22 protein-coding genes and 3 pseudogenes are annotated in these 24,695 nt (G+C 37.4%); 21 read left to right on the forward strand and 4 right to left on the reverse strand.

Annotated features, from left to right (window positions below; genetic code table 11):
• The 3 genes and pseudogenes from P0106_RS01535 to P0106_RS01545 all read left to right on the forward strand — a co-directional run.
• Nucleotides 1-481 (forward strand): annotated as a pseudogene (locus P0106_RS01535) (hypothetical protein); the annotation flags it as partial.
• Nucleotides 482-503: 22 nt separating this feature from the next.
• Nucleotides 504-587 (forward strand): annotated as a pseudogene (locus P0106_RS01540) (toxin-antitoxin system protein); the annotation flags it as partial.
• Nucleotides 574-729, forward strand: coding sequence for a hypothetical protein (locus P0106_RS01545; protein WP_004114756.1), 156 nt, complete (start codon nt 574-576; stop codon nt 727-729). The pseudogene P0106_RS01540 and the gene P0106_RS01545, both read left to right, overlap by 14 nt.
• A gap of 255 nt (nt 730-984) precedes the next feature.
• On the opposite strand, the gene P0106_RS01550 is transcribed toward P0106_RS01545, so the two are convergent.
• Together P0106_RS01550 and P0106_RS01555 are read right to left on the reverse strand one after the other, a co-directional pair.
• Nucleotides 985-1,317 (reverse strand): type II toxin-antitoxin system RelE/ParE family toxin, encoded by a 333-nt coding sequence (locus tag P0106_RS01550; RefSeq protein WP_101886538.1) that lies wholly within the window; start codon nt 1,315-1,317, stop codon nt 985-987.
• Nucleotides 1,314-1,619 carry a type II toxin-antitoxin system RelB/DinJ family antitoxin gene (locus tag P0106_RS01555; RefSeq protein WP_101886537.1) on the reverse strand — a complete coding sequence of 102 codons (306 nt, stop codon included), beginning with the start codon at nt 1,617-1,619 and terminating at the stop codon, nt 1,314-1,316. Before P0106_RS01555 ends, P0106_RS01550 begins: the two co-directional genes overlap by 4 nt.
• Nucleotides 1,620-1,977: 358 nt before the next feature.
• Between P0106_RS01555 and P0106_RS01560 the strand changes: the two genes are divergently transcribed.
• The 16 genes and pseudogenes from P0106_RS01560 to P0106_RS01635 all read left to right on the forward strand — a co-directional run bounded on the left by P0106_RS01560 (nt 1,978) and on the right by P0106_RS01635 (nt 19,090).
• Complete coding sequence (locus P0106_RS01560) at nt 1,978-2,484, forward strand: GNAT family N-acetyltransferase (RefSeq protein ID WP_101887612.1); 507 nt, start codon at nt 1,978-1,980, stop codon at nt 2,482-2,484.
• Between the two features lie 129 nt (nt 2,485-2,613).
• The gene (locus P0106_RS01565; protein ID WP_473730352.1) at nt 2,614-3,573 is read left to right on the forward strand and encodes a hypothetical protein; all 960 of its coding nucleotides are present in this window, start codon (nt 2,614-2,616) and stop codon (nt 3,571-3,573) included.
• Nucleotides 3,574-3,857: 284 nt separating this feature from the next.
• Nucleotides 3,858-3,998, forward strand: a complete 141-nt coding sequence (locus P0106_RS01570; RefSeq protein WP_162861838.1) for a hypothetical protein — start codon at nt 3,858-3,860, stop codon at nt 3,996-3,998.
• A gap of 248 nt (nt 3,999-4,246) precedes the next feature.
• Nucleotides 4,247-4,681 (forward strand): hypothetical protein, encoded by a 435-nt coding sequence (locus tag P0106_RS01575; RefSeq protein ID WP_162861839.1) that lies wholly within the window; start codon nt 4,247-4,249, stop codon nt 4,679-4,681.
• Nucleotides 4,682-4,868: 187 nt separating this feature from the next.
• Nucleotides 4,869-6,389, forward strand: a complete 1,521-nt coding sequence (locus P0106_RS01580; protein WP_473730353.1) for an ATP-binding cassette domain-containing protein — start codon at nt 4,869-4,871, stop codon at nt 6,387-6,389.
• Nucleotides 6,380-7,651 (forward strand): ABC transporter ATP-binding protein, encoded by a 1,272-nt coding sequence (locus P0106_RS01585; protein ID WP_473730354.1) that lies wholly within the window; start codon nt 6,380-6,382, stop codon nt 7,649-7,651. Before P0106_RS01580 ends, P0106_RS01585 begins: the two co-directional genes overlap by 10 nt.
• A gap of 43 nt (nt 7,652-7,694) precedes the next feature.
• Entirely contained in the window at nt 7,695-7,970 is a 276-nt protein-coding gene (locus P0106_RS01590; RefSeq protein ID WP_004117505.1) for a type II toxin-antitoxin system RelB/DinJ family antitoxin, read from the forward strand.
• 354 nt (nt 7,971-8,324) lie between these two features.
• A complete protein-coding gene (locus P0106_RS01595; RefSeq protein ID WP_473730355.1) occupies nt 8,325-9,533 on the forward strand; it encodes an ATP-binding protein in 1,209 nt (402 codons plus the stop codon).
• 302 nt (nt 9,534-9,835) lie between these two features.
• A complete protein-coding gene (locus P0106_RS01600) occupies nt 9,836-10,225 on the forward strand; it encodes a DUF1016 N-terminal domain-containing protein (RefSeq protein WP_473730405.1) in 390 nt (129 codons plus the stop codon).
• Nucleotides 10,226-10,521: 296 nt separating this feature from the next.
• A complete protein-coding gene (locus P0106_RS01605; protein WP_004113262.1) occupies nt 10,522-11,097 on the forward strand; it encodes a hypothetical protein in 576 nt (191 codons plus the stop codon).
• 1,436 nt (nt 11,098-12,533) lie between these two features.
• Nucleotides 12,534-13,640 carry an ABC transporter ATP-binding protein gene (locus tag P0106_RS01610; RefSeq protein WP_473730356.1) on the forward strand — a complete coding sequence of 369 codons (1,107 nt, stop codon included), beginning with the start codon at nt 12,534-12,536 and terminating at the stop codon, nt 13,638-13,640.
• 10 nt (nt 13,641-13,650) lie between these two features.
• Nucleotides 13,651-14,430 (forward strand): ABC transporter, encoded by a 780-nt coding sequence (locus tag P0106_RS01615; RefSeq protein WP_473730357.1) that lies wholly within the window; start codon nt 13,651-13,653, stop codon nt 14,428-14,430.
• Nucleotides 14,427-15,365 (forward strand): ABC transporter permease, encoded by a 939-nt coding sequence (locus P0106_RS01620; RefSeq protein ID WP_473730358.1) that lies wholly within the window; start codon nt 14,427-14,429, stop codon nt 15,363-15,365. The genes P0106_RS01615 and P0106_RS01620 overlap by 4 nt, the downstream gene beginning before the upstream one ends.
• A gap of 419 nt (nt 15,366-15,784) precedes the next feature.
• Nucleotides 15,785-17,092, forward strand: a pseudogene (locus P0106_RS01625) (MFS transporter).
• Between the two features lie 208 nt (nt 17,093-17,300).
• Nucleotides 17,301-18,557 (forward strand): serine/threonine transporter SstT, encoded by a 1,257-nt coding sequence (gene sstT / locus P0106_RS01630; RefSeq protein WP_410311795.1) that lies wholly within the window; start codon nt 17,301-17,303, stop codon nt 18,555-18,557.
• A gap of 110 nt (nt 18,558-18,667) precedes the next feature.
• Complete coding sequence (locus P0106_RS01635) at nt 18,668-19,090, forward strand: GNAT family N-acetyltransferase (protein ID WP_473730359.1); 423 nt, start codon at nt 18,668-18,670, stop codon at nt 19,088-19,090.
• 93 nt (nt 19,091-19,183) lie between these two features.
• On the opposite strand, the gene epsC is transcribed toward P0106_RS01635, so the two are convergent.
• The gene (epsC, locus tag P0106_RS01640) at nt 19,184-20,059 is read right to left on the reverse strand and encodes a serine O-acetyltransferase EpsC (RefSeq protein ID WP_473730360.1); all 876 of its coding nucleotides are present in this window, start codon (nt 20,057-20,059) and stop codon (nt 19,184-19,186) included.
• 140 nt (nt 20,060-20,199) lie between these two features.
• Nucleotides 20,200-21,132, reverse strand: coding sequence for a cysteine synthase A (cysK, locus tag P0106_RS01645; protein ID WP_004114791.1), 933 nt, complete (start codon nt 21,130-21,132; stop codon nt 20,200-20,202).
• Between the two features lie 615 nt (nt 21,133-21,747).
• On the opposite strand from cysK, the gene P0106_RS01650 reads away from it, so the two are divergent.
• Complete coding sequence (locus P0106_RS01650; protein ID WP_004114793.1) at nt 21,748-22,557, forward strand: nucleoside phosphorylase; 810 nt, start codon at nt 21,748-21,750, stop codon at nt 22,555-22,557.
• 272 nt (nt 22,558-22,829) lie between these two features.
• A complete protein-coding gene (locus P0106_RS01655) occupies nt 22,830-24,614 on the forward strand; it encodes an ABC transporter ATP-binding protein (protein ID WP_285064183.1) in 1,785 nt (594 codons plus the stop codon).
• Nucleotides 24,615-24,695: the final 81 nt, after the last annotated feature.

A 24,695-nucleotide genomic window follows, 5' to 3' on the forward strand; every position in this document is an offset into this window, starting at 1 on the left:
GAAAAAGTTTAAGTATTACAGATTGTCGTTGTATATTTTCTCTCTATCATCTTTGATGGAAATAATGTTAAGTGGTAATTTTTCGGAAGAGTACATTAGTAATGCAGAAAATGAGATAAAGAAATTGTCTGATGACTACTGTGAGAAATTTGAAAAAAGCTCTTTATATTTAGAAAAACTTGGTAATTCGGAAGTGGAAGTCAACGTTGTGAAAGCTATAGGTACTGCTGGTACTGCTGTTGGTAAGCTAATTGGTGGTATTCCTTTAGTTAAAGATGGTTCTGTTGATGAGTTTTTACAAGATAAAGGAAACGGATTACATGAAAATGCTAATGCAATGGGAGCAAAAGCAGTAAAGGAGTTTGCTGTTTTGCGTGATCCGGAAACAAAAGTGTTTGTTGAAAAAATGGAGGATATAACTCAAATTTACAATCGTACTTCGCAAATATGTGTTGATAAAGAAAAAATATATTTGTTGTAAGTCATATATTGTTTCATGTTGTGAGAAAACGTTTAACGCGTTGATGGATAAAGGCTATGATCAGGCGGCTCAAAGTGATAGTTATCCGATAGATGATGTTTTTTAAGAGCTTGAACGATGATTGGCAACCGTGGGGTAATCTTGGTTTTAGAAAAATACGCGTAAAAAATTATTACATTTACTTTTTGGTTGATGAGAATAGAAAAGAAATTCAAATACTCGCGGTTATTTACGTTAGAAGTTACTAGGCTAGGCAACTGGAACAATTGTAATGTAAACGTGTTATTAAGCAGGTCTTAAACCTTTTTGCAATATTTTTCTATCGTTAAAAAGTGCACCCACTATACATAGTGTGCACTTGAAAAGAGTGTAGCCATACTAGGAGTTCTCTAAATCCACGTTGAGACTTATAGTATTGATGTCAAAGGCTGATTAGGTGGGTGTGTTTTATAACGTTCGAAATTACGCTATTTCATTCGTTACTTTTTAGTCCAAATCGCGCATTAGTTGTTTGTGTCGTTAACAATGTTTTCTGTATTTCTGCCTGAGTAGAATATGCGAATAACTGTTACAGTCATTTGGTTTTCGTCTACTTGGTAGAAAACAGTGTAGTTGTCGACTGGAACTCTACGTATTCCTTTAGAACACCACGGCTCCCACTCTACAAGCTGATAGCGCATAGGCATAGTGTTAAGAGAACGTATAGCATGCTTAATGCGGTTGACTTGTTTTTCAGCCGTTTTAGGAACTTGTAAATTAAAGCGAATGTATTCGTATAGCCCAGTGAGATCCAGGAACGCTTGCGGAGAATAAATGACGCTATAGGTTGTGCTCATACGCCGTATTCCTTAGCGAAGAATTGGTCTACTTCATCTGCACTATAAGATTTGCCAGTTGAAATAGAGTCGATGCCTTTTTGTAATTCTTTATCCAACTCATCTCTTGTTAAGCTGCCTAAAGCAGTAGGCGTATTAACTGGCAAGCGGAGTTCAAATGGCATGCCTTTTTGTAAAACGATTTGGCTGTAAAGCATTTGGATTGCTGAAGATGGTGTTATTCCAAGTTGGTTCAATATGTTTTCGGCGTTTTCTTTAAGATTTGTATCGATTCTTGCATATACAGCGTTCGTGTTTGTCATTGTGTTGGCTTCCTTTCTGACCTTATTTTACAAAATTCTTGCAAGCATATGCAAGCGAATGAAAGCAAAAGTTTAATCACTATTCAGATTATAGCTTTCCGTTGTTGTATCTTCGGATTCAAACTCAAGCTATTAAGCCAATTTTAAACCTTTTAACGATTACCTTTTTCTATCGTAAAAAGTGCACCCAATATCCATAGTGTGCACTTGAAAAATAAAAAATTTTTCTTTAATAAAGTTTGTATGTATGGTTTTTTTTTAATAGTAATACTATTAAAGCTAAACAGACTATTATTGATTCTAATTTTAATAGAATTGTATTCTTATTAGAATCACATATTAAGAATAAGGAGAACTTATGAAATTAATTAGACCAGATAGTAAATATATCCAAGGTTATATAGAAGCAAATGAAGAAGATGAGATTTTTAGGCCGAATGCTGAAAGACGTTTTAGAAACTATGAGACAATTATAGAGAGTTCTTATAATATTGAACATGGTATAAATTTACCTGAAAATTATGTTAGAGCTACTACATTTTGGCTGATAGATAATGAAAAATTTATTGGTGAAATTAATATTAGGCATGAATTAAATTCTTTTTTAATTAACTATGGTGGTCACATAGGGTACGAAGTTAGACAATCTGAATGCATGAAGGGCTATGGAACAAAAATGCTTTCTATGGCACTTACATATTGTAAAGAGACTTTGAATCTGCATAAAGTTTTAATTACGTGTGATGATGACAATATCGGATCTATAAAAGTTATAGAAAATAATGGTGGAATTTTAGAAAACAAAGTGAAAAATAGCTTATCAAGAGGAAATGTTACGACAAGAAGGTATTGGATTAATATATAGGAAAAATATTAAATTTTATCTATACTGACCACTCAATCGTGACTTAGGACAATTTTTAGACATTTTGTGCAATCGAAGCTGTGCAATCATAGCACGATATTCCGTAATTGCTTTTTCTAGGAGAAGATGATGAGTGAGACGAATGTAAGACCAGTGCTTTTCAAGCATGCTTTTTGGGGTCATGTGATTACAGAAACTGTTGCTGGCATTTGCACGCTTATTATTGCGTTACTTGTACAAAAGTTCATAGGGCACCGCGTATTAGGTTGGGAAACTGTGGCAATACTCGCACTGAGTGTTGTGGTGTTTTCGCTGCTAAGCACAGCGTATCTGCAGTGGGATAGGCATCGCAGACCAGATGACGGGTCTGGTGATTTGCTTATTGGAATCATCGATTTTGTGCTCAGGCTGCTGGTGACCTCTGGTATTGCTTTATTGCTTGTTTCCAATACTACTCTGCTAAGCATTATTATTGGCGCAGCGATTACTAGTGTGTTGCTGTTTGTTCTTGAAAAGCCTTGGCAGCCAGGTATGACGGATGCGCAATTACAGGAAGCTTCAAAGAAATCGGTTGAGCTTGGCGTTCAAATGCTTGAAGAAGAACGCGTAAAGCGCGCCGAGGCGAGAAACAAGATTGCATTACAGCATGCGAGCGAAGGTAAAACAGACACTCCTAGAAGTACGTCTCTAACATTTTCCTCGTTAATCGTTGCGAATATGCTGCTGGAAGCAGTATATGCTGTTGTTACATTTTTGCTTGCATTGATGCTGCAATGGTGGATGCTTTCTACTATCGCTGGCTGGAGCACGCTACTCGTCATATTCTTGGGCAATATGCTATTTTCTTGCGCGGCAGCTGCGGTTATGGTTCTGATGGGCGCATTGAAGGCTGATCAACAGAAATGCCTAACAAAAAGTTGGCCTTTCTTAGTTATTGTTGTATTGCTTAGACTGCTGATCTTCGGTGTTCTCGCTTGGCTGCTTACACCGAGCTTAGTATGGGTAAGCGTAGTCGTTGGCGTTGTGCTTACAGATATTGTTATCGTTATAAAGCATCATCCATGGAGAAGAACCGCAGTAGCTGCATAAGATTTTATAAGACTGTTTTCTTCTTCTTTGAGCAAAAGGCTCTACGTACGTCGAGACTATAGTATTGATGTTAAGGGCAGATTAGGTGGGTGCATTTTTGCCCTTGTGTAGCAGGGCTTAGCGAGGTCTATCGTTAAAAGGTTTAGCGTGTGGCGGCTTTAGGCTGGGTTCTCGTAGTTTTTGAACGTGTTTTGGCTGTTTCTTACTCGAATGCCTATTGATTTAGTTGCTTATGTTTTAGGTAACAAATCAGTGTAAAAATTGTAAAAAGTTCCCTACATTATTTGATTTCTCATGGTAATGGCTTGTTGGTTATTCCAGAAAATAGGGTTCTTGAGTTTAAGAAGTTGCTTGTTGAATATTATGAAGGTGAAGATTTGCAGGTAATTGCTTCGTTTATGAGGGAATATTGTTGGAAGCATTAAACGAGCATGATGATATTGATCCTTCTGGTTCTTCTGTTTCGTGAACCTTGCTGTTTATGAAAAGTATAGTTTGCTAGTAAATGAAGAAATTAGCGTGATTATTATCTAGACAAATTAATAAAAAAAATAATATATTTATTAAGACTATTACAGTAATCAGAGTGAATTGTAGATCTTGTTTGCTTAATAATCTGTTTTATAATCATTTGATACAGAGTCGTGTTAGCGAAAAGGAGGCTAGTGGTGTTATGAGAAGTAAAACTATTTTTTGTAAAACCATTTTTCAAAGTTGTCTTGTTGTGCTTCTGCTGCTAGGCCCTCTCTTTTCTCTTGCGGGATGTTCCGACGATGATGAGAAGGCGGCGCTTGCGTCGTATCATTGGGAAACGGTGGCGGTGTCTCGGGAAGAGTTTCGTATGCCAGAAAACTATATGAATAAGGATGAGTTGTATCTATTTGTGTCGCGCGATATTCTTGATTCTCACTATGATTTGTCTAAAGTCACTCTTGGAGATAAGCGTATTAAGTTAGTTGACTCATCGTTCAATTTACCTGGTCCAGGACTTAAATCTTTATTTTTAGTTGGGAAATTTGATTTAAAAGACAAGCCAGGCTCTGATGTTCTTAAAGTACCAGGGCTTAATAAAGCAGGTAATGTTGCTGTAGGTTATAAGAAGAAATAGTGATATTTTGCACTTGATTTGAATCGTTTCCCTGATGATGAATTAGTTAATGAAACTTGTAGATTAGAGGGTTTGGAATGAATATGTATGTTGGAGGTATATGTTAAATAGGGTTGTATCTCGTTATGATTCGTTCGTTGCGAAGCATCAACGTACAAAAGGTGCTTTAGTATATTTTATAGTTCTTATGCCGCAGGTGTTATCAGTTTTTATTACTGGTTTGATACAGCTTGCTGGAATGTTGCTGCTTATTTATACGATGGGATCGTTGCATTCTGCTTCGACGCTGCTTGAAGGGTTTGTTGCGTTTAAGTTGGCGTTATCTTTCTTCTTACAAGCATTTGGTTTTATTGCTAAAGATCGTTGTGAGATGCTTCTTATCGCTTTGTTTCGTCAGCTTACTTTCCATCGTTTTGTGCGTTTATCTGTTCAGAATAATGATGATGAAACATTGCAGTCTTCGGCATTAACATATCCAAATCAGATAAGTCAGATAGCTTATGGTGTTGATTTTGTGTTATCAATATTGCAGTTTATTATTCTTTTTGCTATCTGTGTTGTTCAATATCACGAGAATAGTATTGTAGCGGTTTTACTATTAGTTCTCTTATGTGTTGGTAATTTGTTCCTTATACGTTGGATTGGCGTATTGTGGAAGAACTATGTGGATTTAGAAGGTAAACGTCGTAATCTTCTCAGTAAAATTATTGATAAACTTCCTCACGCTTCAAGAGTGTATCGTTATAATGTTGGTATTACAGCGATTGAAGATGCACGTAAAGCAGAAGAAAGAGTGCTTTATAAGCGCATATTTCCTCAATTATTGAGTAATATTGTCGAGCAAGGTGGGTTGACATTACTGCTTGCTGGTGTTGTTCTTGTTCATGTAACTATTTTTCCAAATGCGTTGTTTAATGTTGGAATTCTTTTTGCGATTAAATATTTGTATGTCGCCATGCAGAATAATATTGTGAATTATCGCGTGATTCGGCTTGCTCTTCCAATGGACAAGGATTTAGTGCAATTAGAGCAAAATGCTATGAATAATACTCTCGCGGATGCTACTAATATTTCTGATTCTGTTGTGTTTGATAATAAGTTCGCTCTTTTGTCTAAAGAAGCTGGATCGGCGTTGAATGCGTATGATTCCATTGTTAGCAGTAGTAAAATATTGGTGCCTTGTAATCCTATTATGTCGCAGGGGCTTATTGAAGCTTGGTTTGATATTGCGAGCGATGATACTCGTCGGAAGTACGAAAACTTCTTGCGTTTATTTAATGTGTCACGTGAGGTTGCGGATAGGTTTTTGCATAATCCTGAAACGTTATCTGTTGGTGAGTGTCAACGCGTGGTGCTGGCTATGGCGTTTGCTCAAGACGTGGAATATTTGGTGCTTGATGACGTGTTTTCTGTGTTAAATCCAGAGCTTCGAGAAACAGTTTCACAAGCTATGCTAAGTTCTCAAGTTCATCATATTGTTTTATTTGCACGTAATCCAGAGTATATTCCTTGCGTGTTTTATGGTAACAACTCTAAGCAAGTCACGCATAGTGTGGTTGAAGAAAATCATTTGCAGAATACTTGTAGTGTAAAACTATGCAAGCGGATTGTGTGGAATCGAAAATTCCTACAGGTGCAGAATCACGTGGTAAGTTCATTAGAACTGTGCGCGAATTATTCTCCGCTAGTATTGTTTGTTTGCCGATAGCAACAGTACTCATAGTTCTTGCTGAGTTAATGTTTGTAGAGAATATTGCTACGAACACCAACTTAAATATGCTTCAGTCTTCTGCATTGTTTGCAAGCTTGCTTATTGTAGTTGGTATTATTGCTCTTAATTTTCCTGTATATGCTGTGCCAATTGTGAGACTTACAAAACTGCATAATCGTTTGATTATGCGTTTGCATAAGTATTCAAATATTGATAATAAAGGTGATGTTTTAGGTAGACTTGGGGATGATTTTTCTGACTTACAGATGAGTATTCCTAGTGCTATTGCACACGTTATTTTTATTATTGTTCAAACAGTAATAGTTCTTGCTATGACAATTGCTGCAGTACCGCAGTACGTATACATAATGATTATTATGGTGCCGTTATCTTGTCTAATATGGTATGCCGGTTCTCGATTACTTAATACGGCTGCGGATAAACAAGCACAATATCGCGATAAGTTCTTAGGAGCATTATCGTCGTTATTATCAACGCGAAGCTTACCGCAAGGTGCTATTTTTGATAGTTCGCGCAAGTATCATTATGCTTCGTCAGAAAATAAGTATTGGCAGCGTATGCGTCGTTTTATCAATATTTACACAGTGAGAAATTGCATGATGCAAAGTCTTTCTTTAGTGTTGGAATTTTCAATACTTTATATGCTTACAGTATCATCAATGAATTTTGCTTCTGCTAGTGCTGTGTTGTATTTTGTGGTAATGCTGTCGTCAAGCTTGGAAAATGTGATTGAAACTTTGCAAGATTCAGGAGTTTTAACCCAGACTGCTCAGCGAGTTTTCAGTTTGGAAAATTATGAGCGTAAGCAGCAAGCGTATAAGAGGAATGAATTAGCATATCAGAATCTTAGTAAAACTATTGCTGATAGTGATATTTCTTCAGTTGCTATTATTGGCGCTAGTGGTGCTGGTAAATCAGTATTGTTGCGAGATTGGTTTGATCATAACAATACTCAGAATTGTATGCTGATTGAAGATTACTTATTTGATGATAACGGTGCTATTGTTGCTCCAGATTTCACGTCGCTCACAAAGTGTATTGGTTCTCAGCAGCGAACTGTTGTTATGTTGGATGAGACGTTCAAAAGTGTAACTGATGCTGATGGTTGTAGTGAACGTGAAATAATCGTGCAAGCTATTAGATGTGCTAAAACGAGGAATAACAAGCTTGTAGTTGTGTTGCACGCGCAAACTAATTGTGATGTATTTGATAAAGTGATTAATTTTGATGAATATTAAGAATCCAAAAGTACTGTGAGTTGCGTTCGTTGAGACGTTACTGATGGTGAATGTGAGAATACAGGAAAATATTAAGCAGCAGGCGGAGCAGATTTTGGAAACTATTGGAATTCCTAGGGCTACTGCTATTGACATGTTTTATCGTCAAATCATTCTTAATAAGGGTATTCCGTTTTCGCTTACTATTCCGAAGTCTCTTCCAGCGCAAGATGATATGGATGAGAAAACGTTTAACGCGTTGATGGCTAAAGGCTATGATCAGGCGGCTCAAAGTGATAGTTATCCGATAGATGATGTTTTTGAAGAGCTTGAACGATGATAGGAAACCGTGGGGTAATCTTGGTTTTAGAAAATTAAACCTTTTAACGATAGCTTTTCCTATCGTTAAAAAGTGCACCCAATATCCATAGTGTGCACTTGAAAAAAGTGTAGCTATACTCGTAAGTTTCCTAAATCTCACGTTTAGAACGTTTGCTTGATGTCACGGGATGTGTATTAAAAGCATACGAATTGCAGACGTTTGAATAAAGATGTTTTATTTTTTTTTTAATCATAAACCTCAAAGGTGAATTTTAATTTGTTTCGTTTATAATAGAAACAACTATAAAAAACAATAAATTTATCGACTATAATCGAAATTGTAAGCAAGGCTGTAATCGAAAGGTGTGAGGATATGTCATATATATTACGTAAAAAATATCTTAATAAGATCAAACCTTTTATTGACAAGCCTATTGTGAAGGTGATTACAGGTATGAGACGAGTGGGAAAGTCCACTTTGTTAAAAATGATTCAATCTGAATTGCTTGTAGACGTTCCTCAAAGTCGTATTATTTATATCAATTTAGAATCAGCTCAATACTTATCTGTGAAAAATGATTTTGATCTGCAGAGATTAATTACGGAACGTAGTCAACAAATAGAAGGTAAAATATATTTTTTCTTTGATGAAATTCAATTAGTTTCTCACTGGGAACGTGTTATAAATGCGCTTAGAGTTGATTATGATTGCGATATTTATTTGACTGGTTCTAACTCAAAATTATTGTCCGGCGAGCTTGCCACCTTGCTTGCGGGGCGTTACGTAAGTTTTGAGGTGCTTCCTTTTACTTTTAGTGAATTCGTGAATTTGTATCAAAGTTTGAATTTAAGCATACAGGAATTATTTCAGCTATATATCAAAATTGGTGGTATGCCTCCTCTTCATTATTTTAATGGGGAAGAGGAGCCGAGTTTTAGATATTTAAACGACATTTATAATACCGTTGTTGTTAAGGATATACTTGAATACAATTCGATCCGAGATGTTGACGTATTTAATCGCATTTTACTTTTTTGTTTAGATAATATTGGACAAAGTTTTTCGGCTAACAGTTTACGTAAATATTTTGTTAGCGAAAATCGTAAAGTTTCAGTTGATACCATTTTGAATTACTTGAATTTTTTCCAAGCGGCGTATCTTCTGAAAAAAGTTCCACGCTATGACAGTGTTGGGAAAAAGTTATTGACGGTTGAGGAAAAATATTATGTAACAGATCATGGTTTTAGGCAAGCAGTAGGTTTCTCAAATGTTGCGTCAATTGAACGTATTCTAGAAAATATTGTCTATATTGAGCTTTTGTCTCGTGGTTTTCAGGTTCAAGTTGGTCGTATTAATAATCAAGAAATCGATTTCATTGCTACTAGACAAGGTGAAACTGAGTATTATCAAGTCTCTTATTTGATGGCTAGCGAAGAGACTCGTAGCCGGGAATTTGGTGTTTATCGATTGGTTAAGGATAATTATCCTAAATATGTTTTGTCGATGGATACAATGAATTTTTCGCAAGAAGGGATTATACACAAATATTTACCAGATTTTCTACTGGAAGATAATGCGTAATCTGCTTGATTTTGCTCTTATGTAGATTATGTTTCGCGATGGCTATTATTAAAAGGTTTAGTCTGCAAGCGTAAGCGCGATGTTTCATTGTTTTCCTTGCGAATTGGCGGATTTTTATTCCGACGTTTGGCGGGATATTAGTACGACGATTGGCTTTGGTTAAAAATGTGGTTGTAGGGACTAAATGTTAAAAGGTTTAGCGTGCTGTGGCTTTAAGCTTACTTCTTGAGATTTTAGATACGATTTTGCTATTTTATCAGTTATAACTTATAAATTATCGATTTTATCATTAAATTTCACTTATAAGCGATGAGTGCTGTGATAAGGATGATGAAAAAGTGTCAACGTTGTTGACACAATTGAGCTGGTCTAATCATTTGAAAATAATATCTGGATCTAAGAGTAAAGAAGAAAGAGAATTCTACATTAACTTAGCTATTAACGAGAATCTAACTCACCGAGAGTTGGTAAGGCAGATGGACAGTGGCTATTATGAGCGTTATATGCTTTCAAATAGTAATAATTTGCCTGCTATACAAAGGGTAAAACAAGAGACGCATAATTTGTTTATGGACAGTTATGTTTTAGAATTTATCCATGCTCCCGAGCTTGGTAATGAAAGAGAATTTCAGAAGTCAATTCTAGAGAATTTGAAGCATTTGGGATTTGTTAATAAATGGCAAACCTTTTAACGTTGCTCGCTTCTATTGCTAAAAGGTGCATTCACTTTGCCTACGCATCTGTTTATGTATGGAAATAAAATCCTGTAGATTATCGGATGATTTTTAGCTACAATTATTTTGTAAACTGAATATATGCATTCTTTGTCCATAATTTACATCCCGTCAGTTTTATTAAACTCAAAGATGACTTGTACTACGAGATGAATGAATATTGGGCAGATGATAGCGAATAACAGAGTGAAGATTGAACATGAGAATCGTAGTTGCAATTAGGTAGAGATTAAGTTGTAGAGGAGGTATAAATAATGAAGTATATCAAGCATTATGCTTTTTTGACTATGGTAGTTTGTCTTATACCACTTATTTCAGGTTGTAAGAATCAGAATAGTTTTAGCAATAATAATAGAGAAGTAAAAACAGAAAATCAAAAGTCTGCAAGAAATGAAGGAAATTCAGAAAATAATGAAGATGTTGACTGGAAAGAGATAAGTAAAAATGGTGTTGATGAAACTTTGCTAATAAAAAACATAGATGAAAAGGTTCTCACGTATGTGGCTAAACAATTACAAAATCTATGCGATGAGATTGGTGAAAAGGGGCGCAAAGATAAATTCTATTGGCTGACAGGACAATGGTATAACGATGTAATGTATTCTAAACAATATATTAGTGTCATATTATTAGGTAAAAAAGCAATGAAACCATTGTTCCTAATAATATATAAAAGCAAAGAGGCTGGAATGTATGAATGGGTTTGTAGTAAAGCTTTAGATGAAATATCTGGGTTTGATTTCTCGGGATTAAACAATGGTGCAGGCTGGAGCAATTCTAAAGAATTTTTAAAGGCATTTACCGATAAAATTATTGAACAAAAAAATTAACAACTCTCTGTTTCTAATTGTCTTGGAGTATAAACCAAAAATATTAATCATCCTAGCTTTACGCACTTTTGGACCTATAACCCACATATCAATTGGTAATGTCAAACAAATTCGCGCATAGTTTATGGATATTTACTGATTAGTGTTATAGGAGTACACTATGAAAGGTATAGCGAACGCAAATAGTGTGGTTCACGGTAGAACTTCGTCAGTGCGCAAAATAAGGGATATGTGTCATTTTACGTGAATTAACGACTATTGCGTATCACGAGGTGAGGGATATGAAGAAAAATATGAAGCATCGTGTGTTAGCAGTGTCTAGTGCTGTTTTGTGTGTTGTATCTATGACCTTGAGTGTTACCGTTCTGCCTGCGATGCTTATGCCAACGTAACGAAGAATCCATTGTTTGCTGCTGTTTTGGCTGCTGTTTGTGTAACACTTTTCGCTGGTAAGCGTCGTGGTGTTTCGCGTCATTGCAACAAGTAGTAGCATGTTAAGACTGGACTTTTAGTCTGGTTTTGCTTGTGACTGATTGCCTCACTTCGTGATATTTTTCGCGGAGTGAGGCTTTCTGATATTAATACGGTTGGTATCCTGGTTATATGACAAAAAGTTTACTGATAATGGGATTTCAAGAGGACAGACATTGGCTGATCTGAGGAAAGTTCCGAAGCACAAAGATAATGTGTTTGTGCTCAAACAGGTAGACAGGAAAAAATTTGTAGAGACTCTAGTTGAAGGATTGGAAAAGTTAGATAAAGAAGTGTAAAGATGATGTAATGCATATTGCTGAAATATAGAAGTTATATAGCAATGGACCAAATAAAGATATAGACTTAGCGTTTCCTATCGGCTTTACCTTTGCATTCTGCTTCATAACTACTTGAATTGGATGTTGCGTTGCGCTCGCAAACTAATTGTGATGTATTTGATAAGGTGATTGATTTTGATGAATATTAAAAATTGCAAAGTAAGATGCTTCAATAGAGCATAAATGTTATTTTCTATGTGTTAATGTGATAATTGTTACTCAGCAATAGCTCTTTTAGAGTTTTAAGCGTGCTTATATTTGAGTTTTTGACGTAATGCTCGTATAATTTTCCACGTAAAGCACATTTAAGTTTATGAGGTGTTGCGCTATGACTGCCCAAATGATCGCTAATCTTAAGAACGGTTTGAAAGGCATATAAAAGCACATAAAACAGCTTAAGATACATATTCTTTAGCAGTATTAAACACGCATTGCATATGATGTTTGTCATTATGTTTGCACATGCGCGTTGGTTTTTTGCACGTTTTTTGCATGTTGTTGCGTGTTCTTATCGTTCTTGTAAGCAAGCGTTATCTTTTTTATCTAATTAATTTTCATTGTTGAAATTTATTCAATAATAGTAAGAATTAAGCTTTAATAACACGTAAGAACGAAGCAATAATAATGAATAATAATATAGAAGACGCAACTAATAGTCGCGATAACAATAATAAGCAGTCAACTAGCAACTTAATATTGCGTATTGATAATATAACAAGATCTTATTCTCGTGGATTCGGTCGTAAGAAAACAACTCGCCAAGTTTTACATAACGTATCTTTTGATATTCATTCTGGTGAAATATTTTGCTTGCTTGGCCCTAATGGTGCAGGTAAAACAACTACCGTAAAAATTGTTGGTACGTTGTTAGCTCCTGATAGTGGTAGTGTTCGTATTGCCAATATTGATGCTGTGAGTAATCCTCGAGAAGCGCGTAAGCACGTGTCGTTACTTCTTGGAGGTGAGCGAGGATTTTATCAAAGGTTAAGTGCATTAGATAATCTTCGTTATTTTGCTGATCTTTCTGCTGTTCCATATAGGGAGCAAGGAAAGCGTATTCACGATGCTCTTGAGCAAGTTGATTTACTTGATAAAGCTCATGATGCTGTTCAAACTTTTTCAAGGGGAATGTGGCAGCGGTTACATATTGCTCGATCGCTGGTCGCCAGAACGGATCTTATGCTTTTAGATGAGCCTACCACTGGTTTGGATCCTGAAAATGCTAGGAAAGTACGTGAAATTATTCATGCTTTACGAGATCAAGGAATAGCGATTTTGCTAACTACGCATGAGATGAGTGAGGCTGAAAAATTAGCTGATACTGTTGCTGTAATAAATCACGGTAATATTATCGCTCAGGGAAGTGTTCAGCAGTTGGCTTCTTTGCAGCATATTGATCATGTAACAATGTACGCGTATGACGGTGAACTATCAAGCGGAAATCCTAGTGTTAAGGAAGAATTGCAAAAACTTGATGGAGTGCTGTGGTGTGATGTTTTTGAATCACACGGAGTGTTAAATATTACTATCGCGTGGAGTAAAACATTATCTCAAGAACGAAATATTAAAATTCCTGTTGATGGGATTACGCGTTTAGGTGATCGCGCTGCAAGTTTGGAAGAAACGTATCTTGCTATTGTGCAAAATGACAATATTTCTGCACCAAATATTTCTACTTCTTCTGCTGCTACGCCGTCTTCTTCGCCGTCCTTGCTCCCATTAAGTAAGTAGGAGGTTTAATATGAATACTTCTACTCATTCATACGCTTCTGTGATTCGTGGCATGTGGTTTCAGCTTAAAAGTTTAGCGAAAACAACGTTTTTCTTGCAAAATGCGATACTTGCTCCAGTATGTTTTGCGTTGATGAAAATTGTTGCATACTATGGTTTTTCTCATGATTGCGCTAATTGTCTTAATAATATTTGGGTTGATTCTTCTATCGCTGGATTATGGTCTGCTACAACTACTGCTGTTGGAATTATTGGATACCAGCGTTATTTAGGAACATTACAATATTTAACTTTAAGTGTTATATCACATTCTGCAGTGTTTCTTCCTATTGTAGGATCCGCAGCTTTACTTGGGTGCATTGGTATGCCGCTTGCGATTATTACCGTTGCTGTTTTATGCCATGGGTTCTTTATGATAACATTCACGCAGCTAGTTGGATACTTACTTTCTATGCTCGCTTGCGTAGCTTCTGCTGCATTATTATCTGGAATTTTTGTATTATGCCGTAAAGCTACAGTTTATGAAGGTTTGATTTTAATTCCTGTATGGATGCTTTGTGGAATAGTAATCCCTGTAGAATCAATGCCATTGCCTGCTCGCATTATTGCATTTATTCATCCGCTTACGTCGGCAGTGTGGGTGGCTCATGCGCAATCGTTTAATGCTACTACTGTGTTAGCAATTGTGTTATGTGTTGTATTATCCAGCGTTTTGCTTGTTATTGCAGGTTTTATGTTACGTCATGCTATTCGACTTGCAACGCTTAATGGGAGTTTAAACATAATATGATACGAAATAATAATCAGGTTGAAACTATGCGAAATAAAATTATTCAAAATAGTAAGTGCGCTAGATTGCATCAATATAATCAATATTCTCAGTATGGTCACGTGAGCGTGTTATCTAGTATACGAACTGGTGCAAGAGTGAGTATACAGAGTATACCTAGCTTAAATAGTTGGAATACTGCTGTTATTCGTATGATTATTGAGCCTCTTTTATCCACGTTCTTATACGTTTTTCTAGCTGGAGCTGTAAGTGGAGGATTCAATGGAACAGCTAGTGCTGCAATTAGCGTGGGTTTTAATCATAGTTTGATTGCTTCAACTCTTGCTGCTGTGATGGGAGCGTGTTCTATTTCCACAAGTATGACTGTGTCAGAAGCACTAGCATGGGATCGTTTTGAAGGCACAACACCATTCGTGCTTACAAGCGCAAAAGTTGCATTACCATTATGGTTAGGTCGTATTATTGCGCTCTTGACTATTTCTTTAGTGAGTGATGCTGTGACTTTGTTTATAACAATGCTTGTAGTAAGCCCAAGTGCTTTCTTGATGATTAATATGAGTGCGTTGATGCTGTTGTTCCTTATTGTTCCTGTTGCTTCTACGGGATTTGGTATTGCTATAGCTGCTATAAGCATGATGATGAATGATGTTTATACTATTTCTAACGCGCTTAGTGCAATACTTCCTATTGTTTGTGGTGTGATTGCTCCGATTAGCGTATTTCCTAAGATGATGCAATACGTGTTATATGTGATTCCAGTAACTCATGTTACTCAAGTATCGCGTAGTATAGTTGATGGTTCTGTAAATGTTGGCGTATCGCTACTTGTGATTCTTGTTGTTGGCATGTTATGGGCAATTGTTGGTGTGATCATATGGAATGTTGGTGTGGCGGTTCAACAGCGTAAAGGTACCTTAACCAATATAGGGTTTTAGCTGATAAATATGGGATTTAGTTAATTATATAAGGATTAGATTCGCTGGTGTGGAGTGGGTGTAATGCTAGTGGCATGTTGATTATTGCGTAAGATTGTTCAGCAAGCTACCAAGCTAATCTTAAACTTTTTAACGATTACCTTTTTCTATCTTTAAAAAGTGCACCCACTATCCATAGTGTGCACTCAAAAAAGTGTAGAAATACTCATGTGCGATAATAACGCAATTTTTGCTTTTTTTAAACAAGAGTATAGTGATATCAAATTTACTAAATAAGCTATTGGATTTGTGTAATTTGTAGTGAATTATTTAAGTTTGATAGCGATTTGTGAGTAGTTGTGTAAGTTTGCCTGTAAGTTTGCGTAAACTTGCATTATGATTTGCGATTTTGAAAGAGTTTTAGAGGAGAGTTGGTTGCTGTGAAGTCAATATTTAGCAAGAATAATATTTTTATTCGTATGAGATCTATTAGCCCAGCATTGCGATGGGCGCTGGTTGGCTTCTGTTTTTCTATGCTCGGTAACCAAGCGTATGAAGGCTCGGTTTTGCCTTCTATTATTATTGTGGGCTTGCCGGCTTGGGTGATTGGTTTTCGTAAGACTTTTATGACGGTTGCCGATTTTCTTTCGCCATGCTCTGGTTGGATAGTTGATAAGCTTGGCGGTTTTCGCGCTCTTGCTATGACTGAAGGCGTAGAAGGCGTGCTCAGTTTACTACCGCTTCTTATGCTTGGATCTCCTGCGTAGAAGTGGTCGCTTGTAGCTCTTTCTTGCGCATTGTTGATTACAGGTCAAGTGATTGACATTGCTAGCGAAGTTTTCGAGGTTGATGCTGCAGGTGGCGATGACGGTATGATTGTCAACTACAGCGGCATTGTTAGTATTTTGGCAAGTATTACAGGAACCTTGCTCGGCTCTCCGCTTGGATCTTGGATTGCAAGCTGGTCGATTCCTGCGGTTTTGATTTTCTCGTCCGTCACTTCTTTTGCGGCTTGTGCTACGCGATTTATTATGAAACAAGACATTGCGCAAGCGTCTTGCGAAATAGAGGAAAAAGCGCAAGCGTCTAATGAAGTAGAAGAAACACCGCAAGATGTAGAGGAAGCGTCGAAAGAATCGAAAGAAAATCAAGAAAATGATGTTGATTCCAAATCTGCATCTAATAAATCTGCGAATCCATTACTAAAGAGTAAAATCATGCTTCTTGCTGGATCTCTTTTGGTTGCTTTTATTCCTGCATGCTCTGTTTCCTATATTCTTCTTGGTCTTGGTAAGCAATATGGCTCTAAATCTTTAACAATACTGTATATTTTCACTGGTGTAGGAAGCGTGCTCGCATCCGTTTTGTATGCGCATTCGTCTCAAAAGCTCGGTTTAAGAAAAGTGGCGATTTTAGGTATTGCTGTGAGCTTGCTTGCTTATTGTCTTATGTTTATTAATCTTTTGCCAATGATGTGCTTTGCATTCTTACTTGAAGCGATTGGCGGAATGCTATTAGTAGAGCCGATTATTGTTGCGCGTCAGATTCTGTTTAAGGGGAGTGCTCTCGCTAAGTTTTCTGGTTGGGCGCGCCTCGCGTTTGCGATTGGTGCTACTACTGGTTCTTGGATTGGATTTGCATTCTCATCGGCGTTCCAATGGCAGCTTTTGCCTATACTGGCACTGATTTTCACAGTAGGATTGATTGTTGTTTTGCCTCAATTACCAAATACGAGTTATGTAGATTAGACGATTGGCGCTGCAGAATATGTGAAGTGATATGTGATTAATCAGTGTTATCTCCTAAGCAAAAGTCATTTTTAATCGGCTAAAATTTAACGATTCGCATATGTATGCATGCATGTGTATAATATGTAAAAATAGAAGATCTTGCGAGTATGAATACAAGTAAAAGAGTATAAAATATTCTGCACAAACTAAATTACAGGAGACTCTCATGCACAAGATTATTCAAAAGTGGAATAGCATTGACCTTATTTTGCGTATTGTCATTGGTCTTTTTCTTGGCGCTGCACTTGGTCTTTTTGTGCCAGCTCACGTTTACGTGTTAGATCTTATTGGAAAGCTGTTTGTGAGCGCACTTAAATCCGTTGCGCCTATCTTGGTATTTTGCCTTGTGATTGGAGCGCTTGCAAAAGCAAAAAGTGTTGGAAACATGAAGCTTGTAATCGTGTTGTATGCGATTTCTACTTTCACTGCAAGCCTTATAGCTGTATGTGCAGCTATGATTTTCCCTGTTGACTTCACTTTTGCGCATGTTGAAGCAGCATCTTCACCATCTCCTCAAGGAATCGGTGAAGTTCTTAATTCTCTTGTGTTAAATATTGTGGTAAACCCTGTAGACGCTCTTGCTAAGGGAAACTTTATTGGTATTTTATTCTGGGCAATTGCCTTCGGTGTGGCGCTTCGTTTGGCTGAGCCTTCCACTAAAGCATTCTTTGACAACGTTTCGTCTGCTATTGGAAAAATTGTTCACTGGATTATTAACGCAGCGCCTTTTGGCATTATGGGTCTTGTTTATACAACAGTGGCAAGCAATGGTCTTCGTATTTTTAGTGAATACGGTTCCGTTATTGCCTTATTAGTATGCACTATGGCTGTTGTTGCTTTGATTGTTAATCCAATTTTGGTTTTTGCTCTCACTGGCAAGAATCCGTATCCTCTTGTATTGCGAACGTTGCGCGATTCGGGAGTTACAGCGTTCTTTATGCGTTCTTCTGCTGCAAATATCCCTGTAAACATGAATTTGTGCGAAAAACTCGGTTTTAACAAAGACAATTACTCAGTTTCTATATCGCTTGGATCAACCATTAATATGAGTGGTGCTGCTATAACGATTTCGATTATGGCTTTGTGTGCTGCTCACACTCTTGGGATTTACGTTGATATTCCAACAGCTGTGATTTTGTCTGTGCTTTCTGCAGTTAGCGCTGCAGGCGCGTCTGGTGTTGCTGGTGGTTCGCTTTTGCTTATACCTCTTGCGTGCTCATCGTTTGGTATTTCAAACGATATTGCTATGCAAGTAGTTGCTATTGGTCTTATTATTGGCGTGATTCAAGATTCGTGCGAAACTGCGCTTAACTCTTCCACAGATGTTCTCTTTACGGCAGTTGGTGAATATCGCATGTGGCAGCGTGCAGGTCTTAAGTTTAAGATGGGCAAGGATCACGAGCCAGTACAACTTAAAAAGTAGCTGTTTTAGCTGTTGTAGCTTTTGTTAAGTATTATTATTAGTGCGCGTTCTTCCGTTTTTACGTTTTAGAATCGCGTACTTTTGCTATATTTTGCGAGGTGTTATTGTAAATGAATTTAACAGACGTGCAAATAAAAGAGTATAAAAAATATAATAGCAAAGATATTTTAAGACTATATGATTCCGTTGGTTGGTCTTCGTATACAAATGATTTAGTTGCTTTAGAAAATGGCTTTAACAATTCGCTCAAGGTTTTAGCTGCGTATAAAAATGATGAGCTAGTTGGAATTGCTAGAGCTGTTGGTGACGGATACACGGTTGTTCTTATTCAAGATATTCTCGTTTTGCCAGAGTATCAACGTCAGGGGATAGGTTCTGCTTTGTTAAAGACGATTGTGGATTTTTACCCTAATGTTCGTCAAATTCAATTGACTACGGATTGTACTGAAAAAACTATTGCTTTTTATAAATCTGCTGGTTTTATTGAGTTGTCAGAAATCGAGTGCTGCGGTTTTATAAAAGACAAAGCATGATTTACTTGCTTTTAGTGCCATTATATTAGAAAAGAAATAGCAAAAAGTAGAAATAGCAACATAGTAGAAGTGCAATTCGTACTTTATTGTGTATTAGGCTTTAGGGAAGTGGTAGGTTGTGTTTGCAGGAATACTGCGGTTAATCCACGCGTTTGCTGCGATTATACTTCCGCTTCCTATTGTGGTTTCTCCGCCTAAGATTGTTGCGTTTGCGTAGATTACTACGTTATCGCCAATATTTGGATGCCGCTTTCCGCCTTTTATAGGATTTCCATCCTCGTCTAGCGCAAAACTTTGTGCACCCAGCGTTACGCCTTGGTAAAGCTTAACATGCTCGCCGATTACAGTTGTTTCGCCAATTACAATGCCAGTTCCGTGATCAATGCAAAAATATGCGCCAATTTTTGCTCCTGGATGAATGTCGATTCCAGTTTTTCTGTGTGCATATTCGCTCATAAGTCTAGGAATTAGCGGTACATTAAGTTCGTATAGTACGTGAGCTGTGCGGTGAATAAGCATCGCATAAAAACCAGGGTATGCGAGCGTGACTTCTACTTTGCTTGTGCAAGCAGGATCGCCTTCATACATAGCTTGAATATCTGTTAAAAGTAACTTTTTAATTGTAGGAAGAGTATTTATAAATTGATCGCAAATTTCTCGAATTTTAATTGTGTTGCTTGTGTAGCATTGAAGTTCGTGAAATATAATGCGTTCTATAGTGTCTAACGCGTTTGAAGCAATTGTATTCGAACTAGCGTTATTGTTCAAACTAGCGTTATTGTTCAAACTAGCGTTGAGTTGTGTAGCCTCGTTGATTTCATTGCGCACATGCAACTCAGGCAAAAGTAGAGCCTGAGTCGCATGTATGAGTGCAATAATATTGCGGTAATTAGGTATGAATGTAGCTTGCCTTATGTCTGAATCGTGAATTGAGTTTAGTTGATTTATAAGATCAAGGCGATCACTCATACATTTCTCCCGTTATTTTTATTATTTTTCTTTATTTTATAGTTTTGATCATTATCTAATAATGTTATTTATTATCCATATATTATCCATATATTATTTAATCAAAACTTGCGTATTTACAGTAGCGCTCCTAAATGTAGTTAGTCTTCAAATAATGCTGTAGACAAGTATCGATCTCCTGAATCGGGAAGTATTGCAACAATGGTTTTACCACTGTTTTTTTCTCTTTTTGCTTCTTGGATTGCTGCCCAGATTGCAGCTCCAGAAGAAATACCCACGAGAACGCCTTCTTTTTTGCTTATAAGCTTGCCGTTTTCAATTGCGTCTTCATTTGTCACATGAATAATGCGATCGTAGATGTTTTTGTTGAGCACATCTGGCACGAATCCTGCGCCGATTCCTTGAATCTTGTGCGCTCCTGGCTTGCCGCCTGCGAGCACAGGGGATTCGGCTGGTTCTACTGCGATTACTTCCAGATGTGGATTTTGTTCCTTTAAATATGTGCCAGTACCTGTGATTGTGCCGCCTGTTCCAACGCCAGCAATGAGCATATCCACGTTTCCGTCAGTGTCTTGCCAAATTTCTGGACCTGTTGTGTTGTAGTGCGCGTGCACATTTGCTTGATTTGTAAACTGTCCTGGAGTCCACGCGTTTGGCGTGTTTTCAACGATTTCCTTCGCTTTGGCAATTGCGCCTTTCATTCCTTCTGCAGCTGGGGTGAGCACGAGTTCGGCGCCGTATGCTTTCATAAGTTTTCTGCGTTCAATAGACATGCTTTCTGGCATAACAATAATGCTTTTGTATCCTTTTGTTTGAGCAATCATTGAAAGACCAATGCCAGTATTTCCAGAGGTTGGCTCAACAATTACTGAGCCTGGTTTAAGCGTGCCTTCGGCTTCTGCTTCTTCAATCATCTGCTTTGCAATTCGGTCTTTTACAGAGCCTGCTGGGTTGAAGTATTCGAGTTTTACAAGGATTTTTGCTGCTAGATTATACTCTTTTTCAATGTGCGTAAGCTCCATAAGTGGAGTGTTGCCTACGAGTTCTTGCACGGACTTGTAGATATTAGACATAATATTTCCCCTTACTTGTTTGTTGTTTTACTTGTTTGTTTTTGTTTTGTTTGATTTGTTTTTAATTTTTAAAAAATGATTTTATTAATAAAGCGACTATTGCTTTATTAGTTGTTTCTAAAGATGCCATTTATCTGTTTAATATCTAATCCGTATTAAATTGTTATCTTTTCAACGTCTTATATTCGATTTTTGGCATAAAAAAAGAAACAGCGCGCTGTTTCTTGAATCGTAATTTGCTGTGTTTTAACGTAAATGCTTTTTAACACAGGCTAGATGATGCATACTTAGTGCTTGCAAACATCATTTCGATTAAGAAATGCGCAACAGCATACGTTACAACAACAATTTGTCATCATATTTGTATGATACATGCGCACTCCTTTACTAGTAGAAATGGTGATAAGTGAAGACTATAGCGAATGGATCTGTGTTTGTCAAACTTTGATATGTACTCCTTCTCATGCGTGAGTGTCTCTGTTTGGCGATAGTAGCCAATCGCCCGAGAATTTGTTGTGTTTGGCTGATTTGTGATTTTCGTGCGATAATGTGCGTGCTGGTATATAGGATTGAATGGCTTGTAGAATTAGTCGATTGTATGAAAGAGTTGATTATATGACAGAATATGATTTGCCGATTTTAGAGTATGATTACGATAAAAGTGCAGTTTTAATGCCAAAACACGATAATATTTCTGTTCAGCTTCCATCTAAAGCGGTTTTTGCTTTCTTAGGCGATGAAATTGATCAGTATGCTTTAAGTAGGAAAGCTACGATTGTAGCAAATTTTGAATCTGCAACTAAAGTATATCCAATATATGTTTTGGAAGAAAAAGTAGAGAAAAAAGTAAGAGAAAATACAGGCAGCGAAGTAGAAGAAGAAACGCAAAAAATCTGCTTAGTGCAGGCTCCAGTTGGCGCTCCTGCCGCTGTTCAGATCTTAGACTGGCTGATTTCTTACGGTGTTAGCGAAGTTGTTAGTGCTGGTTCTTGCGGATCGCTAGTTGATTATGCGGAAAATGTTTTCCTGGTTCCGTATAAAGCTTTAAGGGATGAGGGGACTTCTTATCATTATTTGCCTCCAAGTCGTTATGTTGACGTTTCAGAGCGCTCGAGACGTGCTATTTTACAAACTTTACAGGCGCACAATTTGCCTTATCATGAAGTTAAAACGTGGACTACGGATGGGTTTTTCCGTGAAACTAAGACGAAAGTTGCTAATCGTAAGCAGGAGGGATGCGCGGTTGTTGAGATGGAGTGTTCTGCTTTAGCGGCTTGTGCGCAAATGCGTGGGATTGTTTGGGGTGAGATTCTTTACACTGCAGATACTTTGCACGATGTTGAAAATTACGATGAGCGCAATTGGGGTGGAGACTCTAAAGCGTATGCTCTTGAGCTTTGTATTGAAGCAACGTTGCGCATTTGACACGTTTACACTGATAATACATATGGAATCAGTGTTTTAATTTGATTTTTTTTTTTAACTCTATGCTTATTATTTCTGTCAAGAATTACGTATAAATGCGTTTAAGTATTACGTTAAGGGTTAATAATCATGATAAGTATGATAGTGTAGCTTTCAATGCTTTGTAGCGAGTGAATAAGCAAATAGCTTATGAAGATGCTAGCTGCGAAAATGCTATTAGAGAAGAGATAATAGAAATAGTATAGATATAAAGGAAGTGAGAGGTAGCGAGAATGAGTAAAACTGACAACGCGGCAAATCAGCAATCGCCCGCGAATCAAAATACTGTGGCGAATCAGCAATCGTCCAAACTGCATCCCGACGTGAAAAATTACGTAAAACTATTTTTCAAGGAAAACAAACTTGTAGCTTTTCTTTCGATGATAGTTTTTATTGCCTTGTCTATGATTTTCACTGCTATTTCTTGGATTTTGCAAATTATTTTCGACTATATGTCTGGCAAAGGAGCCTTCTCTTTAACTACTATTTTTCTGCTTGTCGCTTCCTTTATGCTGGTAATCTCCCTGATTTTTGCGTTGAAGCGCAGCGCGTATCCTCGCTTTCTTGAAAAAGCAATGAATCAGTATAAAGAGTCTGTTATTAAGAAGCTTTTAAAAAAGAGTTATAGTGATTTTTCGCTTGCGAATTCTGGCACGTATCTTTCTGTACTTACTAATGATTGCGAGCGTATTCAAGAAAAGTATTTGAAGAAGATTTTTGACTTTGTTCAAGATGTTCTTATGCTTGTAAGCTCGCTAGCTCTTATGATTTACTATAGTCCATTGCTCACTGTTATTGCTCTTATTGTTTCTGTGCTTCCAATGGCGTGCTCGATTCTTACAGCTAATGGAATTGCCACTCGAGAGGAGCAGGTTTCTAAGTCGAATGAGTCTTATACGGCACTGACGAAGGATGTTTTGAACGGAGTTTCGGTTATTAAGAGTTTTAAGGCGGAGCAGGAGGTTATTAACCGTTATCAGAATCAGTCGATGGAGCTTGAGCATACTAAGAATCTTCGCGAAAAAACGATGACTACTGTTTCTGCTCTTGGAACGATTTCAAGCCTCGCAACTCAGCTTGGCGTGATGCTTGTTGGCGCTTGGATGGTTAACGCTCATGTTGGTGTTATTACTGCCGGAATGGTGTTAGCTTTCACTAATTTGATGAATGGAGTGCTTCAGCCTATTGCAAGTCTTCCGCAAATGCTTGGCGAGATGAAGGGTGCTAAGAAGCTTATTAGTAAGATGGCTGATTATATGAGTAACGTTAAGGAAGATTCTGGCGATATTATTGACGATTCTATTAAAAGCATTGTTTTGCGAGATGTTTCGTATTCTTACGATGCTGATCGTAAAGTCTTGAAAAACGTAAATCTAACTTTGCAAGCTGGAAAATCTTACGCGATAGTAGGGCCTTCTGGTGCTGGTAAGAGTAGCTTGATTAATTTGCTTATGGGATACTACAAGGATTATAAGGGTAGTGTGCAGCTGAATAATCACGAACTTAGCAATGTGAGCAAGAGTTCGCTTTATGATAAGACGACTCTTATGCAGCAGTCTGTGTTTATGTTTGATGCTTCGATTTTAGATAATATTACGCTTTTTAAGCCATTTCAGGACGCGGAGGTGGATCGCGTGATTCACTTGGCTGGTTTGGATAATTTGATTGCTGCTAAAGGCAAGGACTATCAGTGTGGCGAGAACGGTAGTCATCTTTCTGGCGGTGAAAAGCAGCGTATTGCTATTGCGCGAAGCTTGCTTAAAAAGTCCGAGATTCTGCTGGTTGATGAGGCAACGAGCGCGTTAGATAACGAGACGAGCGCGAACGTAACGCAGTCTATTTTGGATTTGCAAGGAATTCTTCGACTTGTTGTAACTCACCGCTTGGATGCTAATTCGCTTAAGCAATATGATGAGATCCTTGTGATGAAAAGCGGCGAGCTTATTGAGCGCGGAAGCTTTGAGGAGCTTATGAATCAGAAGGCTTACTTCTACTCGCTTTATACTGTGTCTATGTGAGGATGTTGGCTGGCTTGGGCTTGGCTTGCGCGGGTTTGTTGTAATGTGCTGTGCAATTTCAATCTCGGTAAAAATATTAAC

This window comes from Gardnerella sp. c11Ua_71 (assembly GCF_055818025.1).